The sequence below is a fragment of the Frigoribacterium sp. PhB118 genome (assembly GCF_003751725.1).
In the GTDB taxonomy this organism is placed as follows: domain Bacteria; phylum Actinomycetota; class Actinomycetes; order Actinomycetales; family Microbacteriaceae; genus Frigoribacterium.
Map to the genome: position 1 here is coordinate 1479167 of NZ_RKID01000001.1, position 17015 is coordinate 1496181.

Consider the following 17015-nt stretch of genomic DNA (forward strand, 5'->3'; position numbering starts at 1 on the left):
CTCCTGACCCGGGTGATCGAGGAGCTGCGTCACACGGAGTCCGCTTCGTCTCTACTGTTCATCCCGAGGACGAGACTCGTTCCCGCGAAAGGAACGAGCGATGAGCGAACGACGTCGGCGAGAACTGGGCGAGTCGGACGAACCCCTCGAGGACGAACTCGACGAATCGTTCGACGCGACCGTGGAAGAAGGCGCCGAGCGACTGCACCGCACCCTCCGCACCACGCTCATCACGGGCTTCTTCGGAGGCCTCGAGGTCGGCCTGGGCATCATGGCGATGCTCGCCGTCCTGACCGAGACGGGCAGCCACCTCCTGGCGGGCCTGGCGTTCAGCATCGGGTTCCTCGCCCTGCTCCTGGCGCACTCGGAGCTCTTCACCGAGAACTTCCTCCTGCCGATCGCCGCACTCGCGGCGAAGGAGGGCACGTTCCTGCAACTCCTCAAGCTCTGGGGCGCCACGTTGGTCGCCAACCTCGCCGGCGGGTGGATCTTCATGTGGCTCGTCGTCCAGGCCTTCCCCGAATGGCACACGACCCTCGACGAGTCGGCTCACCACTTCGTGGACGCTCCGTTCTCCCTGCAGACCGTGATCCTGGCCGTCCTGGGTGGCAGCACGATCACGCTGATGACCCGCATGCAGCACGGAACCACCTCCGACCCTGCGAAGATCGCGGCTGCCGTCGCCGGGGCGTTCCTCCTGGCCGGCTTGCAGCTGTTCCACTCGATCCTCGACTCGCTCCTCATCTTCGGGGCCATCCAGGCGGGCAGCGACGTCAGCTACGCCCAGTGGGCGGGGTGGTTCGGCTACACGCTGCTCTTCAACATCCTCGGCGGGCTCGTCCTCGTCACCTCCCTGCGGCTGCTCCGCACGAAGGAGCTCTTCTCGAAGGCGCGGGACGAGAACGAGTGAGGAGGCACCGGAGCGGTTTCTGCCCGGCCAGACCTGGCCGTCGCACCAGACTGTGACGGCACGCTCGACCGTCGCCGCACCTCCTTGATCCCTCTCGGCACTCGACGTACGGTGAAAGTGCCGATGACGTCGAGGGAGCGAGCATGGACGAGGACACGGAACAGCCGAGAGGTCGGCTCCGACTGCAGCGGCCGACGTTTCGAGGGTCCTCCGTCGGCTGGGGCATCGGAGCGGTCTTCTGGCTCGTCGGCGCGGTCCAGGCCCTGGTCCGGGTGGTGCAGGACGGAGGCACGTCCGTCGTCGGCGCCCTGCTCCTGGTCGGACTGACCGCCCTGGCGGTGATCTGCATCATCGGCACGGTGGCGACGATCCGGCATCCCCGTCCGGCGCCTCCCGCCACGGACGACGCCCGAGTCGGCCGATGAACCCCGTTTGCGACGATGAACCCCGATGGTTCGGGGTTCATCGTCGTGAACGGGGTTCATCGGGCCGCCGGCGAGCGGCGCACCGGGCGCCGACGCACCGGTCAGCGCGCGGCGAGGGCCTCGACCGGGGTGACCGACGTGGCACGGCGGGCCGGGACGAGGGCGGCGACCCCGGCCAGCACGGCGGCCGTCACTGCCAGGCCGAGCAGCAACGGGACGGGCAGCGTCGGCGCGATCAGCAGGCCCTGGTTCGCCGACCCGAGCAGCGCCTGGGCTCCGGCCCAGCCGTAGACGACGCCGAGCACGACCCCGACGACGATCGCCGTCAGCGCCATCTGCGTCGCCTCGAGCAGGATCATGCGGCGCACCTGACCCGCGGTCGAGCCGATCGCGCGCAGCAGACCCAGCTCGCGCCTCCGTTGCATCACGCTCAGCGACATGTCGTTGATCATGCCGACGGCGGCGATCACGGCCGAGAAGCCGACGAGGGCGGCGACGATCAGCAGCGTCGTGGTGAACACCTGGTCGAGCTCGGCGGCGTACGACGGGTCCTGTTCGATCGAGTAGATGAAGCTGCGCAGCGTCTCGAGCGCGACCGACAGGGTCGTGACCAGGGTCACGCCGATCACGATGCCGATCGTGGCGCGCGTGCTGCGCTCGGGCTGACGCACCGCGTTCTCGGCGGCGAGGCGGGCCACCTGGCTCGTGCCGAAGGTCCGGCCGACGGCGCTCAGCACGGCAGGCATCAGCGCGTGGGCGCCGACGACGACCCCGGTGAACGACAGCACGCCACCGAAGAACGCGATCAGCACGCCCATCGCGTCGACCAGCCCGACCACGACCCCGGCGACGAGCAGCAGACCACCGCCGGCGACGAGGAGCGCGGCGACGACCGTCCGCACGAGGCGACGGCTCCGGCCCGCGACGGGGGCGTCCTGCGCGGCGTCGGTCGCCTGCAGTGGCGTCACCTGCAGCACGCGACGCGAGCCGACCCAGGCCGCGGCGACCGTGGTCAGCACGACGGCGACGGCCGGGACGAGACCGCCCACCGAGAAGTACGAGTACGCGAGGTCGGGCAACCGTCCCCCACCGACGAGCACCCTCACGGCGACGACGACGAGGGCGAGACCCACGAGCGTCCCGAGCACGGCCCCGGCGACCCCGACCACGAGACCCTCGCGGGCGACGGCCCGACGCTGGTCCCGCGCGGAGGAGCCGAGCAGGCGCATCAGGGCGATCGTCGGCGTCCGGCCGGCGACCACGGTGGCGAAGGTGTTGGCCGTGACGATCGCCCCGACGTAGAGCGCGAGGCCGACGAAGACCGCGGCGACGAAGCCGAGCATCGTCGAGACCATGCCGCTCGCGGCGACCGCGGCGTCGGAGGCGACGATCTGCTCGAGCACGTGGGTGACGCCGAGCAGGCCGACGCCGAAGGTCGTGCCGAGAGCGGCCACGAGGATGCTCGGACGGTGCTCGAGCAGCTGGTCGCGGGCGCTCACGCGACACGCTCCAGGTCGAGCATGACGCCCGAGATCTCGGCCGCGCTGCTGTGGTCGATCTCGTGCACGATGCGGCCGTCGGCGAGGAACACCACGCGGTCGGCGTAGCTCGCCGCGACCGGGTCGTGGGTGACCATCGCGATGCTCTGGCCGTGGTCCGTCGACGCGGTGCGCAGCACGTCGAGCACGTCGCGGCCGGCCTTCGAGTCGAGGTTGCCGGTGGGCTCGTCGGCGAAGATCAGGTCGGGCCGGGTCGCCAGGGCCCGGGCGATCGCGACGCGCTGCTGCTGCCCGCCCGACAGCTGGTGGGGTCGGTGCGTCAGCCGGGCCCCGAGGCCGAGCGTGGCGACGAGCCAGTCGATCCAGGCGCGCTCGTCGGCCGTGGCCCGACGCCCGTCGAGACGGAACGGCAACTCGATGTTGGCCGACACGTCGAGGGTGGGCACGAGGTTGAACGCCTGGAAGACGAAGCCGATGCGGCGACGGCGCAGCAGCGTCAGCTCGGTGTCGTCGAGGCCGGTGATGTCGGTGTCGCCGAGCAGCACCCGGCCCGAGGTGGCCGAGTCGAGACCGGCGGTGATGTGCATCAGGGTCGACTTGCCCGAGCCGCTCGGGCCCATGACGGCCGTGAACCGGCCGGCCGGCAGGTCGAGCGAGACGTCGCGCAGCGCGTCGACGCGGCCGTCGCCCTGGCCGAAGGACTTCGTGACGTTCCGCACGCGGGCGACGGGGACCGCGCCTCCTCGGGTCGGGTCGGCGGGCCGGGAGGACGGGACGGGCTGGGGCTGGGGAGTGGGGGTCATCGTGATCTTCCTGTGCGGGTCGTGGTCGGTGGTGAGGTCAGTGACGCAACGTCGAGTTGACGTCGTCGCCGGGCACCGCGTCGACGGTGGTCCAGCTGGCCCAGCGCCCGTCGACCTCGGCGACGACGCGGCCGTCGCCACAGCTGACGAGACCCGAGGTCGGCAACGGCTCGGGCAGCGTCGCGGGGTCGAGGGCCGGGCCGCCGAGGTCGCCGTCGACGGGGACGCAGGCGGCGAGGTCGGGGCCGGTCTCGGAGGTGAACGAGAGTTCGTAGCCGGGCTCCTGCGTGTCGAGGCGCACGTCGACGTCGCGGGCGTCGCTCGGCACCCAAGCCGGCAGGAACCAGGCGACGTCGGTCGAGTCGGCCGCGCTCGGGGCGTCGGCGGCGGTGTCGAAGTGGCGCTGCTGCACCTGCTCCGCACCGAGCGCGCTCTTCGCCGCGTCGACGGCCCCCGAGCACCCCGTGAGCGTGACGACGGCGAGCGCCGCGACGCCGAGACCGGCCGCGAGGGCGGCGCGGCGGCGGGTGGTGGGGGACGAGGAGGCGCGGGTCGCGATGGTCGCGGAGGTCGTGTCGTTCATGTCTACGATCCTCGCCGCGGGGCCCGGTACCGGAACATCACGTGCACCCACGGACCCGCGCGGGGGTTATCCCCCGGTGGCCCCCACTCCGTCCACAGCGGGAGTCGGTCGTACCGGTCGGTGTCGTAGGGTCGAGAACAGGTCCGGCACGCAGACGTCCGGGCGGACGACGGACGGGGCACTCCCCTCCGGGAACGAGGGGGACATCGTGACCGACCACCGAGGCCTCGGCCAGGGCGACACCGGCGCGGGGACGACCCCGGTCGAACCACGGATCGCCCTCACGGCGACACCGTTCGTCACCGCGATCGCCCTCTCGCCGATCATCGCGATGGGCCTCGTGGTCGTGACCATGCGTCGCGCCCTCGAACTGGCCGTCCCGGGCCGGACGGGCGTCGACGCCGGTGACCTGGGCGTCGTGCAGATCGCCTCGTTCGTGCTCTGGATCGGCATCGTGCTGCTCGCCTGGCTCGACCACCGCACGCTACGCTCCCGCGGGCTGGAGCGACCCTTCTCCTGGGCGTGGGCCCTGCTCGGCCCGCTCGTCTACCTGATCGGCCGCAGCGTCGTCGTGCGCCGCCGGGTCGGTGGCAGCGCCGCTCCGCTCTGGCTCTACCTCGGGCTGACCGTGCTCGGGTCGATCATCGCCGTGATCGTCGTCGTCTCGTCGGGGGTGCCGACGCCGTGAGCGTCGTGGAGGTCAGCACGGCCGTCGTCGTCGGCCTGATCGTCGCCGTCGGCGTCGTGGCCGCCGTCGGCGTCGTCCGGCGCGGACGACGTGACCGGGCGATCGCCGCCCGCCTCGACGCCACGGACCCCGGGGCCGGGGTCCGTGCCCAGGCCGAGGCGGAACGCCGACACGAGGCCCCTCGAGGCGAGGCGGGCGGCATGTCCCGTTCGGCCGGCGGCAAGAACTCGGCCTGACCCGCGTCGAGCTGGGAACACGATCGTCGACGGAGGCGTAGCGTCACACGGGTCGAAGGCGTTTTCTTGCGTCTTCATTGGCCGGTGTTGCTTGCATCCCTGCCCGTGAAGCTCATGCGACAACATCGGCATCTGGGGCACGGCTACGGACTCTTCCGCGGCCGTGCCCCTCTCTCGTGCCCGGGCGGGCCGCAGGTGCGGCCGACGGAAGGAGGCGCGGTGCGAGACCTCCTCGCACCGCGCCTCCTTCATGGGCGGTTCATCGGAGGCGCAGGGCCGGCGCATCGGGACGGGCTCCAGGATGACGGTGATCCCATCCGAGGCGACCAGCCCCGAGCCGAGAGCGTGACCATGAGCGACACCCGCCCGACCCGCATCCCCGAACCCGACCGCACGCCCGAGGGCCCTGCCTACGAGGGCCGACTGCTCGACCGCGTCGACGACGAGGTCGTCGACCAGGGCGTCGCCTTCGACCTGCGGACGCTCGTCTCGCGCCGCAGCGTGCTGAGCCTGATCGGGCTCGGGGCGGGCAGCGTCGTGCTCGCCGCCTGCACGTCGGCCACGGGGGCAGGCGGGACCGGCGCCTCCTCGACCGCCACGGCGTCGCCGAGCCCGAGCGCCTCCGCGGGCGCGGCCACCACGCTGCCGGCGGGCGAGATCCCCGACGAGACCGCCGGACCCTACCCGGGCGACGGCTCGAACGGAGCCGACGTGCTCGAGCGGTCGGGCATCGTGCGCAGCGACATCCGGTCGAGCCTCGACGGTGGCACCACCGCGGCGGGCGTGCCGATCACGCTGAGCATGACGGTGCTCGACATGGCGAACGGCGACGTGCCGTTCGCCGACGTCGCCGTCTACGTCTGGCACTGCGACGCGGCCGGCGGGTACTCGATGTACTCGGACGGCATCACGGGCGAGACCTACCTGCGCGGCGTGCAGGTCGCCGACGCCTCCGGCACGGTGACCTTCTCGTCGGTCTTCCCGGCCTGCTACTCGGGGCGGTGGCCGCACATCCACTTCGAGGTCTACCCCGACGTGGGGTCGATCACCGATTCGACGAACGCGATCGCGACGTCCCAGCTCGCCCTGCCCGAGGACGCGTGCCGGACCGTCTACGCCCTCTCGGACTACGACGGTTCGACGGCCAACCTCGGGCGGGTCAGCCTCGCCGACGACAACGTCTTCAGCGACGACAGCGGGGCACTCCAGCTGCCGTCGGTGACGGGCGACGCGACGTCGGGCTACGCACTGGCGCTGACCGTCCGCGTCGACACGGGCACGACACCCACCGCCGGCGCCGCACCCGGTGGCGGCGGCGCCCCCGGCTCGCGCTGAGCCGCCGAGACCTCGTGGCGACGCAAGGAGGCGCGGTGCGAGACCTCCTCGCACCGCGCCTCCTCGGGTCGTCGCCTACTGGTAGACGCGCACGTAGTCGACCTTCATCTGCTGCGGCAGCGGTGTGCTGCCGTCGGGATAGCCGGGCCAGGCACCTCCGACCGCGACGTTGAGGATGATGAAGAAGGGCTTGTCGAAGACCCACGGGTCGCCGCCCGTGCTGGCCGGCGTGACCTGGTGGTAGACCTGCCCGTCGACCGACCAGGTGATCGAGCCGGGTGCCCAGTCGACCGCGAAGGTGTGGAAGTCGTCGGCGATCGACCAGCCCTGCGGGTGCTGCCACGTGCTGGTCAGGCCCTCACCGCCCGAGTAGCCGGGGCCGTGCACGGTGCCGTGCACGCGGTGCGGCTCGAAGCCGACGTTCTCCATGATGTCGATCTCGCCCGCGCTCGGCCAGGCGTTCGTGGGCAGGTCGGCCCCGAGCATCCAGAAGGCCGGCCAGATGCCCTGGCCACGCGGGATCTGGATGCGCGCCTCGACCCGGCCGTACTGCGCCGTGTACTTGTTCTGCGTGGTCAGCCGGGCCGAGGTGTACGACCCGTCGCCCTCGCGCTTCGCGGTGATCACGAGGTTGCCGTTGCCGTCCAGGGCCGAGTTCGACCGCGAGTTCGTGTAGTTCTGCAACTCGCCGTTGCCCCAGCCGCCCCCACCGGTCTCGAGGTTCCAGACCGAGGGGTCTGGGGCGCTGCCCGCCCCGCCGTCGAACTCCTGGGACCAGACGATCGCCTGCTGGGCGGAGGTCTCGGCCGAGGCCGGGGCGGGCGCGGCGGCGACCGTGGTCGCGGCGAGCGCCGCGGCGGCGGCCAGACCGACGCCGGTCAGGGTGCGACGCGTCAGGGTGCGACGGGTCAGGGTGCGTGTCGTCAGGTGCTGGTCGGTCCTCATCATGTCTCCGCTCGTCGTCGTGCGTCGGTTCGTGTCCGTGAGTCGGTTCGTGTCGTCAGGGCGTCCGGTCACGGGTACGTCACCACCCGGCTCGGGACGGTGTTGCCCGCAGGCGTCGGCACCGAGTCGCCGACGCCGTTGATGACGCTCGAGATCGTGCCGACGTCACCGAGCGAGACCGTGAAGACCCCGTGGGCCTTCACGCCCGGCACCCGGGGCACCTCGAAGGCCTGCGCCAGGCGCACCTGCGGGTTGGCGTCGAAGAACGAGTACACGCCGCCACCCCAGATCTCGTGGTTGGTCACGCCGTCGGCGACCTTGTACGCCGCCCAGCCCTCGCCGGTCGGGCTCTGCCACGAGGCGTTGTCGGGCACGTCGTACGGCAGCTCGTTCTGGAAGAACACCGTGCGGCCGCGCTCGCCGTTCCACACCACCTGGTACTGCTGGTAGTGCTCGACGAACAGGCCGGTGGCCAGGACGTCGTCGCCGTTCACCTCGACGCCGGTCGCGCCGCGGTTGACCGTCCAGCCCGTGGGGGCGCCGCCGTGGTCGGCACGCCAGGCCCAGATGTGGTCGATGATCGTGTCGTCCGAGTTCACCTGCAGCGTGGTGGTCGCGTTGCCCTGGATGCTCGAGCCGACGCGGAAGTACACGTCCTGCACGCTCTGCGGGTTCGCCGCGTGGTCGACGTGCGAGCCCGTCGTGCCGAGTCGCATCAGCTGGTCGCTGTTCTGCGTGCCGGCGTCGACGACGAGCCCCGAGACGTTCACCCCGGCGACGTCGGCCGTGGTCAGCACCGCGTCGCCGCTGGTCGGGACGAGCGTCGGGAACCCGATGCCCGTGACGACGGTGTCGGCCCGCGCGACCTCGATGGCCTGGTCGAGCGGGTATGTGCCCGGCGTGAAGAACAGGTTCAGGCCCTGCGCCAGGGCACCGTTGATCGTCGCGGCCGAGTCGCCCGGGTGCGCGACGAAGAAGTCGCGCATCGGCAGGTCGGTGCCGGGGGTGCCCGGCCAGGTGACCCCGGCCGAGTCCCGCTGCAGCGCGGGGACGAACACGTGGTAGTCCCCCGCGTCGTCGAGGTAGAGGTACGGCTTCTCGCGCGTCACCGGCGTCGTGGCGAGGGTCGTGTAGCTCTTCGAGAAGTCGTTCGCGGGCGCGCCCTGCACGCCCGAGAAGGTCATGTTCCAGTTGCCGCCCTGCCACGAACCGAGGGTCGAGTCGCGCGTGTACCACTGCTGCTGCGACCCCGAGCTGACGGTGCCGTCGACCTTGCTGTCGGCGATGTAGCCGCCCGACGAGTAGCCCTGTCCGCCGTCCTGGTTCGACGGCCCCATCGTCAGGTCGCCCCTGATGTGGACGCGACGCATGGGTGCGGCCTGAGACACGGCCCAGCGGTCGACGCCCGACTCCGGCTCGACGGCGAGGTTCTCGACCGACCGCCAGAAGTTCTGGGTGGCGTTCTTCTCGTCGCCGGCGTTCCACCCGGAGTCGACGTTGACCGCGCCCCGGATCGTGACGTCGTCGGGGTCCTTGCCGAGCCCCTGCAGCGCCGTGTAGAAGCCCAGGTTCGCGAAGACCCGGCCGTAGGTGCCGGGCTCGAACAGGAAGGCGTGGCGCTGGCCGCCGAACTGCGCCGTCGGGTTGCGCAGCTGCGCGTCGAAGGCCGCGTCGATGTCGGCCTGGATCGCCGAGGCCGGCACGCTCGGGTCGTACACGGTCACGTTCGGGCCGAAGTCCGGCCGGTCGCTGGTGGTCACGGTCGGTGCCGACTGCGCGGCGAGCGCGGGCACCACCGCCCCCACGACGCTCGCGGCGACCCCCGCCGCGATCAGAGTCCTCATCCGTCTGTGCATGATCTTCTCGTCTCCGGTGGCGTCTTTGCCACCCGATCCGGACGCTACGCCCGCCTCCACGACGAAACAAGACCCTCCTGTCCAGTACGCGAACGGGGGGGGGTGCGGGAAAAGTGCGGAGACTGCAGGAGGCGCGGTGCCGGTCGCGCCGGCACCGCGCCTCCTCGGGTCCTGCGGGTCAGAGCACCTGGTCGAGGAAGGTCTTCAGCCGGTCGGTGCGCGGGTGGTCGAAGAGCTGGGCCGGCGGCCCGGCCTCGACGACGACGCCGCGGTCCATGAAGACGACCTGGTCGGCGGCCTCGCGGGCGAAGCCCATCTCGTGGGTGACCACGACCATGGTCATGCCCGCGCCGGCCAGCCCCTTCATCAGGGCGAGCACGCCCTTGACCAGCTCGGGGTCGAGGGCCGAGGTGGACTCGTCGAAGAGCATGACCTCGGGTCCGAGCGCCAGGGCCCGGGCGATGGCGACGCGCTGCTTCTGGCCTCCCGAGAGGGACGCGGGCCGCACGTCGGCCTTCTCGGCGAGCCCGACCTCGGTGAGGCGCTCGAGCGCGACCCGTCGGGCCTCGGCCGCCGACGCCCGACGCACCCGGCGCAGCGGCAGCACGATGTTGTCGAGCACCGTCCGGTGCGGGAACAGGTTGAAGTGCTGGAACACCATGCCGACCCGACGACGCAGCGCGTCCTCGGAGCCGTGCAGCACGTCCGTCCCGTCGAGCAGCACCTCGCCGCCCGAGGGCTCCTCGAGGCGGTTGATGCAGCGCAGCACCGTCGACTTGCCCGACCCCGAGGGGCCGATGATGCAGGTCGTCGTGCCGGCGGGCACCACGAGGTCGATGCCGTGCAGCACCCGGGTGGCGCCGAAGTCCTTGGTCAGGCCCCGGATCTCGAGGTCGCCGGCGGTCTGGACCGCGGGCACGGCAGGAGGCGCGGTGAGGGCGGTCATCGAGGGGCTCCAGACGTGGCGGGGGCGAGGGGTTCGGCGGTGGGGGCGGGTGCGGCCGAGGCGGTGGGGGCGGCCGTCGCGACCGCTCCCGCCGACGTCGGCGGGGCGGCCGGGGGGACCGTGCCCGACGGGCGCCGCCCGACGGGCGCCGCCCGAACGAGCGGCCCTCGCGCAGCCGACGGTCGATGACGTTGACCAGGTGCGTCAACGGCACCGTGATGATCAGGTAGAACACGCCCGCCAGCACGAGCGGCGAGAGGTTGCCGTTGGTGATGGCCGCGTCCTGCCCGATGCGGAACAGCTCGCGCTGCGACGTGATCAGGCCGAGGAAGTACACGAGCGACGAGTCCTTGACGATCGCGATGAACTGGTTCACCAGCGACGGGAGCACCTGGCGGATGCCCTGCGGGATCACGACGAGCCGCATCGAGTCGCCGTGGCTCATGCCGAGCGCCCGGGACGCCTCGAGCTGACCACGGTCGACGGCGAGGATGCCGGCCCGGAAGATCTCGCCGATGTAGGCGCTGGCGATCAGGCTGAGGGCGAGGATGCCCAGCGGGTACGGGTTCCCCCGCGTGAACAGGTTGAACAGCGGGGACAGGCCCGTGCCGATCAGCAGGATCGTGAGGATGGCCGGGAGGCCGCGGAACACGTCGGTGTAGATGCGGCTGAGCACGCGCGGCAGGCGATGGCGGCTCGTGCCCATCACCGCGAGCAGCAGCCCGACCACGATGCCGATCGCCGTGGCGCAGAGGGCCAGCAGCAGCGTGTTCCACACCCCGTAGGCGAGCATGTCGGGCAGCGTGCGCAGCATCGCCTCACCGTCGAAGAAGCTGCGGCCGATGTTGGCCAGCGCGTCGGAGAAGTTCACGGTCGCCCCCTGCTCACTCGCTCGGCTGGAACTCGTCGGGCACGGGCTGGTCCGGGAAGAACTCCTGGTCGATCTCGAGCCAGGTGCCGTCGGCGACGATGTCGGCGACGGCCCCGTCCACGGCCGTCTTCAGTGCGTCGTTGCCCTTCGCGATCGGGAAGCCCACCGGGAACTCGGGCACGGCGACGTTGATCGCGATGGTCTGCGAGCCGTTCGACGCCGCCGCGTACTCCTCGGCCACGGGGAAGTCGAGGAAGTGCGCGTCGATGGTGCCCGAGCCCAGCGCGGCGACGGCGCTGTTGTTGTCGGGGAAGCGCACGAGCTCGGCACCGGTGAAGTTCTCCTGCGCGTAGCTGTCCTGGATCGTGCCCTGGACGATGCCGAGGCGCTTGCCGTCGAGCGAGGACTCGTCGTCGGTGATGCCCGAGCCGTCGGCGGCCAGGACCGAGATGTACCCGATGAAGTAGTGGTCGCTGAAGTCGACCGTCTTCTCGCGTTCTTCGGTGTCGCTGATGGACGCGGCCGCCATGTCGAGCTGCCCGTTGGCGACGGCGGGCAGCAGGGCCGAGAACTCCTGCGTGACGAACTCGGTCTTCAGCCCGAGGCGCTTCGCGACCTCCTTCGCCATCTCGACGTCGAAGCCCTGCAGCTCGCCGTCCTCGGTGTACGCGTACGGCTTGGTGTCGCCGGTCGTGCCGACCCGCAACGTGCCGGCCGAGACGGTGCCCAGCTCGTTCGAGGCGCCGGCTTCGGCGCCGCCCGACGAGCAGGCGGTCAGGGCGAGGCCGAGGGCGGCGACCGCGGCGAGGGCGGCCGTGAGGCGGGTGGTCGTTCGTCTGGTCATGGTTCTCTCCTGTCAGGGCGGTGCAAGGGGAGTGCGGGGTGGGTTCGGGAGGCGCGGGTCGGGTCGATCAGGACGGCACGGCCAGGCGGTCGACCGTGTCGGTGGCGGCCGCAGCCGTGTGGTCGTCCTCGTCGAGCCAGGACGTGCCGTCGTAGCCGCGGTCGGGGCTCATGAAGTCGATGTCGGTGAACGGTTCCTCGTCGACGGCCAGCTGCGCGAGCAGCTCCCCGATCGCGGGGGCGTGCTTGAAGCCGTGGCCGCTGTCGCCGCCGGCGACCACGACGCGGGGGTCGCCGCCGGGGTGGCCGATGACGAACTGCCGGTCGGGCGAGTTCGTCACCATGCAGGCGATCGCCTTGGCGGGGGTCGGGTCGAGCCCCGGGAAGGCCCGGGCCACGGCTGCCGAGAGCATGCCGTAGTCCGCCGCGGGGTGGATGTACCGGTCCACGGTGTCGGCCTCGGCGTCCTCGAAGGCACCGCCCGAGTCCTCGAGGCCGATCTTGACGGCGTAGCCGTCACCGTCGCCCCGGTCGGCGCCGTGGCCCCAGAGGGTGGTGCCGTCGGGCAGCTGGCGGATGAACACCGGGAAGGCCGCGAGGTCGAAGTCGCCGCCCGGTGCCGTCGCCTCGGGGGTCGTGCCCTCGAACCAGAAGAGCGGGGTGCGGCGGGCGACGAGGGGATGGTCGACGAACTGCGGGGTCCAGGCACCGAGCGTCACGACCACGCGGGCGGCCCGCAGCACGCGTCCCCCGGCCGTGACCTCGACTCCCCCGTCGACGGGGTCGATCGCCGTCACCCGGGTGTCGGTCAGCACGGTCGCGCCGAGCGACCGGGCCACCTCGACGGCGGCCCGCACGCCCTTCTCGGGGTAGCTGATGCCGGCGGCGGGGTCCCACACGCCGATGTCGTCGGGGCCGAAGCCGGCGTACTGCGGGAACCGCGCGACGAGTTCGTCGTGCTCGAAGACCGTCGACTCGAGCCCGGCCTCGTGGACGGCACGCAGGGTGCCGGCGACGACGTGGCCGTCGCGGGGGCCGACCATGACGCCGCCGGTCTGACGCAGGAGGGTCTGACCGGTGCGCTCGCCGAGGTCGTACCAGAGGTCGCGGGCGCGGGTCGCGATCGGGGCGAGCCCCGGGTGCTCCATGCAGGCGATGCGGAACAGCCGGGTCGCGCCGTGGGTCGAGCCCATCGGGTGGCCGATGCCGAAGCGCTCGACGCCGATCACGCGCCGTCCCCGCTCGGCGAGTCGCCAGAGCGCCTGTGCCCCCCAGGCGCCGAGCCCGACGACGATGACGTCGGCGTCGAGGGACGGGTCGGTGGGTCCAGGTACCGAGGAGGCGGTGGTGGCGTCGTTCATGGCCCCTGTCTATTGCGTCGGCACTTGCGCCCTCAAATACCAAAAAGGGATGATCTGATACGCGCTGCATATGAGGCGCGACCGACGAGAGGCCCGTCATGGAGATCCGAGAGCTCACCTACTTCATGGCGGTCGCTGACGACCTGTCCTTCACGAAGGCCGCCGCACGGTTGCAGATGAGCCAGCCGCCGCTCAGCCAGGCCATCTCACGACTCGAGGCGAAGCTCGGCACGCGGTTGTTCGAGCGACAGGCGCGGACGGCCCCCCGACTGACCCCCGCGGGTGAACTGCTGAAGCGCGAAGGCAAGCGCATCCTGCACCAGATCGAGCAGACCGAGTCGCTGCTCGACTCGGTCGTGGCCGACGTCCAACCGCTGCGGGTGGGCAGCATCAGCTCGGTGCTCGCCGGCCTGCTGCCGACCGTGGTGCGGGCGTTCTCCGCGTCGCACCCGGGTGCCCGGGTGCTCGTCGAGGAGAGCGAGGAGCAGGCGATCCTGTCCGACCTCGTGCGGGGGTCGGTCGACCTGGGGTTCACGCGCGTCCGGTCGATCGACGACCGGTTCGAGGTCGAGCAGCTGGCTCTCGAGCCGCTGGTCGTGGCCCTGCCCGACACCCACCGCCTGGCAGGCGAGACCTCGGTGCCGCTCGGCGAACTGGCCGAGGACGACTTCATCATGTTCAACCGCGAGGACGCACCCCAGGCCTACGACCGCATCGTCATGTCGTGCGTCCGCGCCGGGTTCAACCCCCGCATCCCCATCCACGCGGTCAACGACCTCTCGATGCTGAGCACGGTCGCCTGCGGCCTCGGCGTCTCGCTCATGCCCTACCTCTCGTCGTACATCCCGATCCCCGGCGTCCGCTTCGTCACGATCGCCGAGGACTGGGCGCGGACGGCCCTCTCGATGCTCTGGCTCTCCGGCCGGCCGAACCCCATGACGACGGCCTTCACGGCGCAGATCCGGACCGAGCTCACCGTCATGCGCGACCGCGACCTGCGGGCCGGGCGCATCACCCTCGAGTTGATCGGCGGTTGAACCGACGACGCGAGCACGACTCGGGGCACGTCGCGTCCCGTGTCAAGCCCGGTGCGCATCCTCTCCGGGCCGGAGAGGATGGAGCATCTCCTGCCAGTGCTTCAGGGGCGGCACGGTCTCGTCACACGGCCGTGTCGGCGGAGACCGATGCGACGATCGTCGCGTCGCGGGGCCGCGACCCGCCCTAGGGGTCGCGGCCCCTCACAGGCCTGCGGCCTAGTGTGACGACCAGTGCGCGCCCCGGCCGACCATCGTGTCTCCAGACCTCGGACACGACGAGACCGGGCGGACACCCCCCACCAAGAGATCAGAGGTCCATCCCATGCCCGTGACGACGCTGTACACACGTCAACAAGCCATCCGCCTGTCGCCCGAGAGCGACGTCGACGCCCTGAAGGGTCGGATCGTCGCCGCATCCGGCGGAGCGCCAGCATTCGTCGACGTCGAGACCGCGTCGGGCAGTCATGTGTCCGTCCTGGTCACCACCCGGACCGAGATCTGGTTCGAGACGGACGACCGTGTCGACGATCCGTCGGCAGCCTCCGTCGCGGAGCTCCCCGACTTCGACTACTACGCCGCCGAGTCGGCGTAGTCGTCCGGCTCTCGCCGGATCTCGGCCAGGCTGAGCTGCGACGACGCGGTGATCAGCACCTCGACGGCCTTCAGCGTGCCGGCCCCCTCGTTGACGGTCAGCCAGAACGGCTCGCCGCCGGTCGCGGTGGCCAGGACGCGGGCCTTGAGGTCCTCGAGCGACGTGTTCGACAAGGTGTAGGCATGACCGTCGTAGACGATGTCGATGCGGTTCATCAGATGGCCTTGTTGATGGGTACGGAGGGCTCGGGCACGATGTGGAGACCCGAGTTGGTGTTGGCACTGACCTCGAGAGCGTGGATCCATGCAGGGTTGATCGCCGGGCTGCGCGAGCCGTAGTACTTGTACACCAGCGGGATGGTCGGGTGCAGCCAGATGCTCGTGCGGCCGTCCCCGACCTGTTGGTCGTCCTTCCACGAGAAGTAGAACGACTCACCGCGACGCATCTTCATGCCGATGACGATCTGGAGATGGGCGAGGGTGCGGTCGTCGAAATCGATGGTCAACGAGCGGTCGTAAGCGAGTTTTCCCATGTCTGGCCTTCTGCGAGATCGGAGCGACCAGGGCCCAGACGGCCGCTCGACGCACTGGTCGTTGGACGACCGATGCGACCAGACGCTACACGACATCTGTCCCCCGACACCGAACCTTCTACCCCGATAATCCCCAATCTCACAGAACTGACGACAGGTCAACCCTCTTCACCAGAACGGGGGGGTCTTCATAGATTGGAGGCCGATCCCCGGGCCAGCGGAGGTCGGTCACCCCGGGAGGAAGGTCGGTCATGAGCACCTACGAAACCAATCCGTTCGCTCGACCCGCGGTGATCCACACGTACCCCAAACCCGGCATCTCTCGAGCACACCGCGTGAGCATCGGCCTGACCGGCATCGACCGGAGCAGCAGTGCGTACCGACTGCCCGCCTACGAGGACTTCTTCCTGCCCCGTCCCGCCCACGACGGCAGGTCCTCGCGAGGGAGCACCCGGTGAAGCACATGACCTTCGCCGACAAGTCGTTCTTGCTCGGCGACGAGACCGCCGTCACGGTCCTCGAGTACGCCGCCGCGTTGGCCCACCACCACGACGCGGACGACGTCGAACTCGCGGCGATCAGCTCGGACGGGGACGAGGTGCGAGCCATCCTGTTGCTCGGCGGGGGTGCACCGCTGATGGCCGAGAGCGCCCACACCGAGTTGCCCGAGCCCGACAACGCCGATGCGCTCGCCTACATGAAGCGGCGCCTCGACGCGTTGCGGCACGCACCGTCGGCCAACCCTCTCGACACGGAGGCGCACGTCGACAGCGCGTACTGCCAACCCGACCTCACCCAGAGTTGATCGAGACGGGTCGACGCGCCTCCGCCCTGGTCGCCCGCGACGACCCGAGATTCCCTGAGCTCGACGAGACTCATCCAGAGAACCGGGCGGTGACCATGACGACATTCGACGACGCGGTCGAGGCGATGAGTCGTGCGCCGATCGGTGATTCGTTGTCACGGCCCTTCCTCGACCTCTTCCCCGTCTCCGGGGTCTCGATCGCCACCGTGGGCCCCGTCCTCGGCAGCGAGACCCTGACGGCGACGGACGACACCGCCCTGCGGCTCGACGAGCTGCAGTTCGACCTCGGCGAGGGCCCGTGCTGGGACGCCATGCGCACCGGCAGCCCGGTGCTGGTGTCCGACGCGCGCGCGTCGTCCAGTGCCGTCTGGCCCACGTTCGGCCCCGCGATCGTCGACCTCGACGTCCAGGCCATGTTCGTGTTCCCCGTCCGGGTGGGCCCCCTGCAACTGGGTGCCATCGACCTGTACAGCGACCGGCCGGACGAGATGCCGGGCGAGGCCGTGGTGCGGGCCCAGATCCTGGCCCGAGCCGTCAGTCGCGCCGTCCTCCGCCACACGCTCGAACGGGAGCGACGCGACAACAACCTCGAAGTCGAGCCCGTCGGGGCGCACTCGCGCCGCATCGTGCACCAGGCCACCGGACGCATCCTCGTCCAGGCCCGGGTGTCGGCCGACGATGCGCACCTCCTCTTGCAGGGCTAGGCGTTCTCGACCGGGGCCCGCGTGATCGACGTGGCCACCGACAT

20 protein-coding genes and 1 pseudogene are annotated in these 17015 nt (G+C 71.0%); 10 read left to right on the forward strand and 11 right to left on the reverse strand.

What is annotated here, in order from left to right:
* Positions 1-100 precede the first annotated feature (100 nt).
* A complete protein-coding gene (locus EDF21_RS06850) occupies positions 101-910 on the forward strand; it encodes a formate/nitrite transporter family protein (protein ID WP_123570715.1) in 810 nt (269 codons plus the stop codon).
* A gap of 143 nt (positions 911-1053) precedes the next feature.
* Positions 1054-1335 (forward strand): hypothetical protein, encoded by a 282-nt coding sequence (locus EDF21_RS06855; protein WP_123570716.1) that lies wholly within the window; start codon positions 1054-1056, stop codon positions 1333-1335.
* 101 nt (positions 1336-1436) lie between these two features.
* Here EDF21_RS06855 and EDF21_RS06860 read toward each other — a convergent pair whose 3' ends face one another.
* From EDF21_RS06860 to EDF21_RS06870, 3 genes are read right to left on the reverse strand one after another with little or no spacing between them, the layout of a single operon-like run.
* Complete coding sequence (locus EDF21_RS06860; protein WP_123570717.1) at positions 1437-2834, reverse strand: ABC transporter permease; 1398 nt, start codon at positions 2832-2834, stop codon at positions 1437-1439.
* Positions 2831-3637: an ABC transporter ATP-binding protein gene (locus EDF21_RS06865; RefSeq protein ID WP_123570718.1), complete on the reverse strand. Its 807-nt coding sequence runs from the start codon at positions 3635-3637 to the stop codon at positions 2831-2833. Before EDF21_RS06865 ends, EDF21_RS06860 begins: the two co-directional genes overlap by 4 nt.
* A gap of 37 nt (positions 3638-3674) precedes the next feature.
* Positions 3675-4220, reverse strand: coding sequence for a hypothetical protein (locus tag EDF21_RS06870; RefSeq protein WP_123570719.1), 546 nt, complete (start codon positions 4218-4220; stop codon positions 3675-3677).
* Positions 4221-4428: 208 nt separating this feature from the next.
* Between EDF21_RS06870 and EDF21_RS06875 the strand changes: the two genes are divergently transcribed.
* The 3 genes from EDF21_RS06875 (at position 4429) to EDF21_RS06885 (ending at position 6479) form a co-directional block, all read left to right on the forward strand.
* Positions 4429-4908, forward strand: a complete 480-nt coding sequence (locus tag EDF21_RS06875) for a hypothetical protein (RefSeq protein ID WP_123570720.1) — start codon at positions 4429-4431, stop codon at positions 4906-4908.
* A complete protein-coding gene (locus EDF21_RS06880; RefSeq protein WP_123570721.1) occupies positions 4905-5144 on the forward strand; it encodes a hypothetical protein in 240 nt (79 codons plus the stop codon). The genes EDF21_RS06875 and EDF21_RS06880 overlap by 4 nt, the downstream gene beginning before the upstream one ends.
* Before the next feature lie 351 nt (positions 5145-5495).
* Entirely contained in the window at positions 5496-6479 is a 984-nt protein-coding gene (locus EDF21_RS06885; RefSeq protein WP_123570864.1) for an intradiol ring-cleavage dioxygenase, read from the forward strand.
* 75 nt (positions 6480-6554) lie between these two features.
* Here EDF21_RS06885 and EDF21_RS06890 read toward each other — a convergent pair whose 3' ends face one another.
* From EDF21_RS06890 to solA, 6 genes and pseudogenes are all read right to left on the reverse strand, one after another.
* Complete coding sequence (locus EDF21_RS06890) at positions 6555-7427, reverse strand: family 16 glycosylhydrolase (protein WP_233568378.1); 873 nt, start codon at positions 7425-7427, stop codon at positions 6555-6557.
* A gap of 65 nt (positions 7428-7492) precedes the next feature.
* Complete coding sequence (locus tag EDF21_RS06895; protein WP_123570722.1) at positions 7493-9268, reverse strand: hypothetical protein; 1776 nt, start codon at positions 9266-9268, stop codon at positions 7493-7495.
* A gap of 190 nt (positions 9269-9458) precedes the next feature.
* Positions 9459-10226, reverse strand: a complete 768-nt coding sequence (locus tag EDF21_RS06900; RefSeq protein ID WP_123570723.1) for an amino acid ABC transporter ATP-binding protein — start codon at positions 10224-10226, stop codon at positions 9459-9461.
* A gap of 118 nt (positions 10227-10344) precedes the next feature.
* Positions 10345-11040: pseudogene (locus EDF21_RS06910) on the reverse strand (amino acid ABC transporter permease); the annotation flags it as partial.
* A gap of 70 nt (positions 11041-11110) precedes the next feature.
* Positions 11111-11941 carry an ABC transporter substrate-binding protein gene (locus EDF21_RS06915; RefSeq protein ID WP_123570724.1) on the reverse strand — a complete coding sequence of 277 codons (831 nt, stop codon included), beginning with the start codon at positions 11939-11941 and terminating at the stop codon, positions 11111-11113.
* Positions 11942-12008: 67 nt separating this feature from the next.
* Positions 12009-13301 carry an N-methyl-L-tryptophan oxidase gene (gene solA, locus EDF21_RS06920; RefSeq protein WP_123570725.1) on the reverse strand — a complete coding sequence of 431 codons (1293 nt, stop codon included), beginning with the start codon at positions 13299-13301 and terminating at the stop codon, positions 12009-12011.
* A 98-nt stretch (positions 13302-13399) separates the two neighbouring features.
* On the opposite strand from solA, the gene EDF21_RS06925 reads away from it, so the two are divergent.
* Positions 13400-14338 carry a LysR family transcriptional regulator gene (locus EDF21_RS06925; RefSeq protein ID WP_056047057.1) on the forward strand — a complete coding sequence of 313 codons (939 nt, stop codon included), beginning with the start codon at positions 13400-13402 and terminating at the stop codon, positions 14336-14338.
* A gap of 322 nt (positions 14339-14660) precedes the next feature.
* Positions 14661-14930, forward strand: a complete 270-nt coding sequence (locus EDF21_RS06930; RefSeq protein WP_123570726.1) for a hypothetical protein — start codon at positions 14661-14663, stop codon at positions 14928-14930.
* On the opposite strand, the gene EDF21_RS06935 is transcribed toward EDF21_RS06930, so the two are convergent.
* Positions 14909-15145 (reverse strand): hypothetical protein, encoded by a 237-nt coding sequence (locus tag EDF21_RS06935; RefSeq protein WP_123570727.1) that lies wholly within the window; start codon positions 15143-15145, stop codon positions 14909-14911. The two genes, EDF21_RS06930 and EDF21_RS06935, sit on opposite strands and share 22 nt — an antisense overlap.
* Positions 15145-15462, reverse strand: a complete 318-nt coding sequence (locus EDF21_RS06940) for an ATP-dependent DNA ligase (protein WP_123570728.1) — start codon at positions 15460-15462, stop codon at positions 15145-15147. Before EDF21_RS06940 ends, EDF21_RS06935 begins: the two co-directional genes overlap by 1 nt.
* A gap of 251 nt (positions 15463-15713) precedes the next feature.
* Here EDF21_RS06940 and EDF21_RS16470 point away from each other — a divergent pair, with 251 nt between their 5' ends.
* From EDF21_RS16470 to EDF21_RS06950, 3 genes are all read left to right on the forward strand, one after another.
* Positions 15714-15920: a hypothetical protein gene (locus tag EDF21_RS16470; RefSeq protein WP_148053650.1), complete on the forward strand. Its 207-nt coding sequence runs from the start codon at positions 15714-15716 to the stop codon at positions 15918-15920.
* A complete protein-coding gene (locus tag EDF21_RS06945) occupies positions 15917-16267 on the forward strand; it encodes a hypothetical protein (RefSeq protein WP_123570729.1) in 351 nt (116 codons plus the stop codon). The genes EDF21_RS16470 and EDF21_RS06945 overlap by 4 nt, the downstream gene beginning before the upstream one ends.
* Before the next feature lie 95 nt (positions 16268-16362).
* Positions 16363-16971: a GAF domain-containing protein gene (locus tag EDF21_RS06950; RefSeq protein WP_233568412.1), complete on the forward strand. Its 609-nt coding sequence runs from the start codon at positions 16363-16365 to the stop codon at positions 16969-16971.
* Positions 16972-17015 lie beyond the last annotated feature (44 nt).

Bases quoted from the DNA above. Each gene is read 5' to 3' on its own strand.
- EDF21_RS06850 (WP_123570715.1), top strand. From the start codon at position 101: ATGAGCGAACGACGTCGGCGAGAACTGGGCGAGTCGGACGAACCCCTC.
- EDF21_RS06855 (WP_123570716.1), top strand. From the start codon at position 1,054: ATGGACGAGGACACGGAACAGCCGAGAGGTCGGCTCCGACTGCAGCGG.
- EDF21_RS06865 (WP_123570718.1), bottom strand. From the start codon at position 3,637: ATGACCCCCACTCCCCAGCCCCAGCCCGTCCCGTCCTCCCGGCCCGCC.
- EDF21_RS06870 (WP_123570719.1), bottom strand. From the start codon at position 4,220: ATGAACGACACGACCTCCGCGACCATCGCGACCCGCGCCTCCTCGTCC.
- EDF21_RS06885 (WP_123570864.1), top strand. From the start codon at position 5,496: ATGAGCGACACCCGCCCGACCCGCATCCCCGAACCCGACCGCACGCCC.
- EDF21_RS06890 (WP_233568378.1), bottom strand. From the start codon at position 7,427: ATGATGAGGACCGACCAGCACCTGACGACACGCACCCTGACCCGTCGC.
- EDF21_RS06895 (WP_123570722.1), bottom strand. From the start codon at position 9,268: ATGAGGACTCTGATCGCGGCGGGGGTCGCCGCGAGCGTCGTGGGGGCG.
- EDF21_RS06900 (WP_123570723.1), bottom strand. From the start codon at position 10,226: ATGACCGCCCTCACCGCGCCTCCTGCCGTGCCCGCGGTCCAGACCGCC.
- EDF21_RS06915 (WP_123570724.1), bottom strand. From the start codon at position 11,941: ATGACCAGACGAACGACCACCCGCCTCACGGCCGCCCTCGCCGCGGTC.
- solA (WP_123570725.1), bottom strand. From the start codon at position 13,301: ATGAACGACGCCACCACCGCCTCCTCGGTACCTGGACCCACCGACCCG.
- EDF21_RS06925 (WP_056047057.1), top strand. From the start codon at position 13,400: ATGGAGATCCGAGAGCTCACCTACTTCATGGCGGTCGCTGACGACCTG.
- EDF21_RS06930 (WP_123570726.1), top strand. From the start codon at position 14,661: ATGCCCGTGACGACGCTGTACACACGTCAACAAGCCATCCGCCTGTCG.
- EDF21_RS06935 (WP_123570727.1), bottom strand. From the start codon at position 15,145: ATGAACCGCATCGACATCGTCTACGACGGTCATGCCTACACCTTGTCG.
- EDF21_RS06940 (WP_123570728.1), bottom strand. From the start codon at position 15,462: ATGGGAAAACTCGCTTACGACCGCTCGTTGACCATCGATTTCGACGAC.
- EDF21_RS16470 (WP_148053650.1), top strand. From the start codon at position 15,714: ATGAGCACCTACGAAACCAATCCGTTCGCTCGACCCGCGGTGATCCAC.
- EDF21_RS06950 (WP_233568412.1), top strand. From the start codon at position 16,363: ATGACGACATTCGACGACGCGGTCGAGGCGATGAGTCGTGCGCCGATC.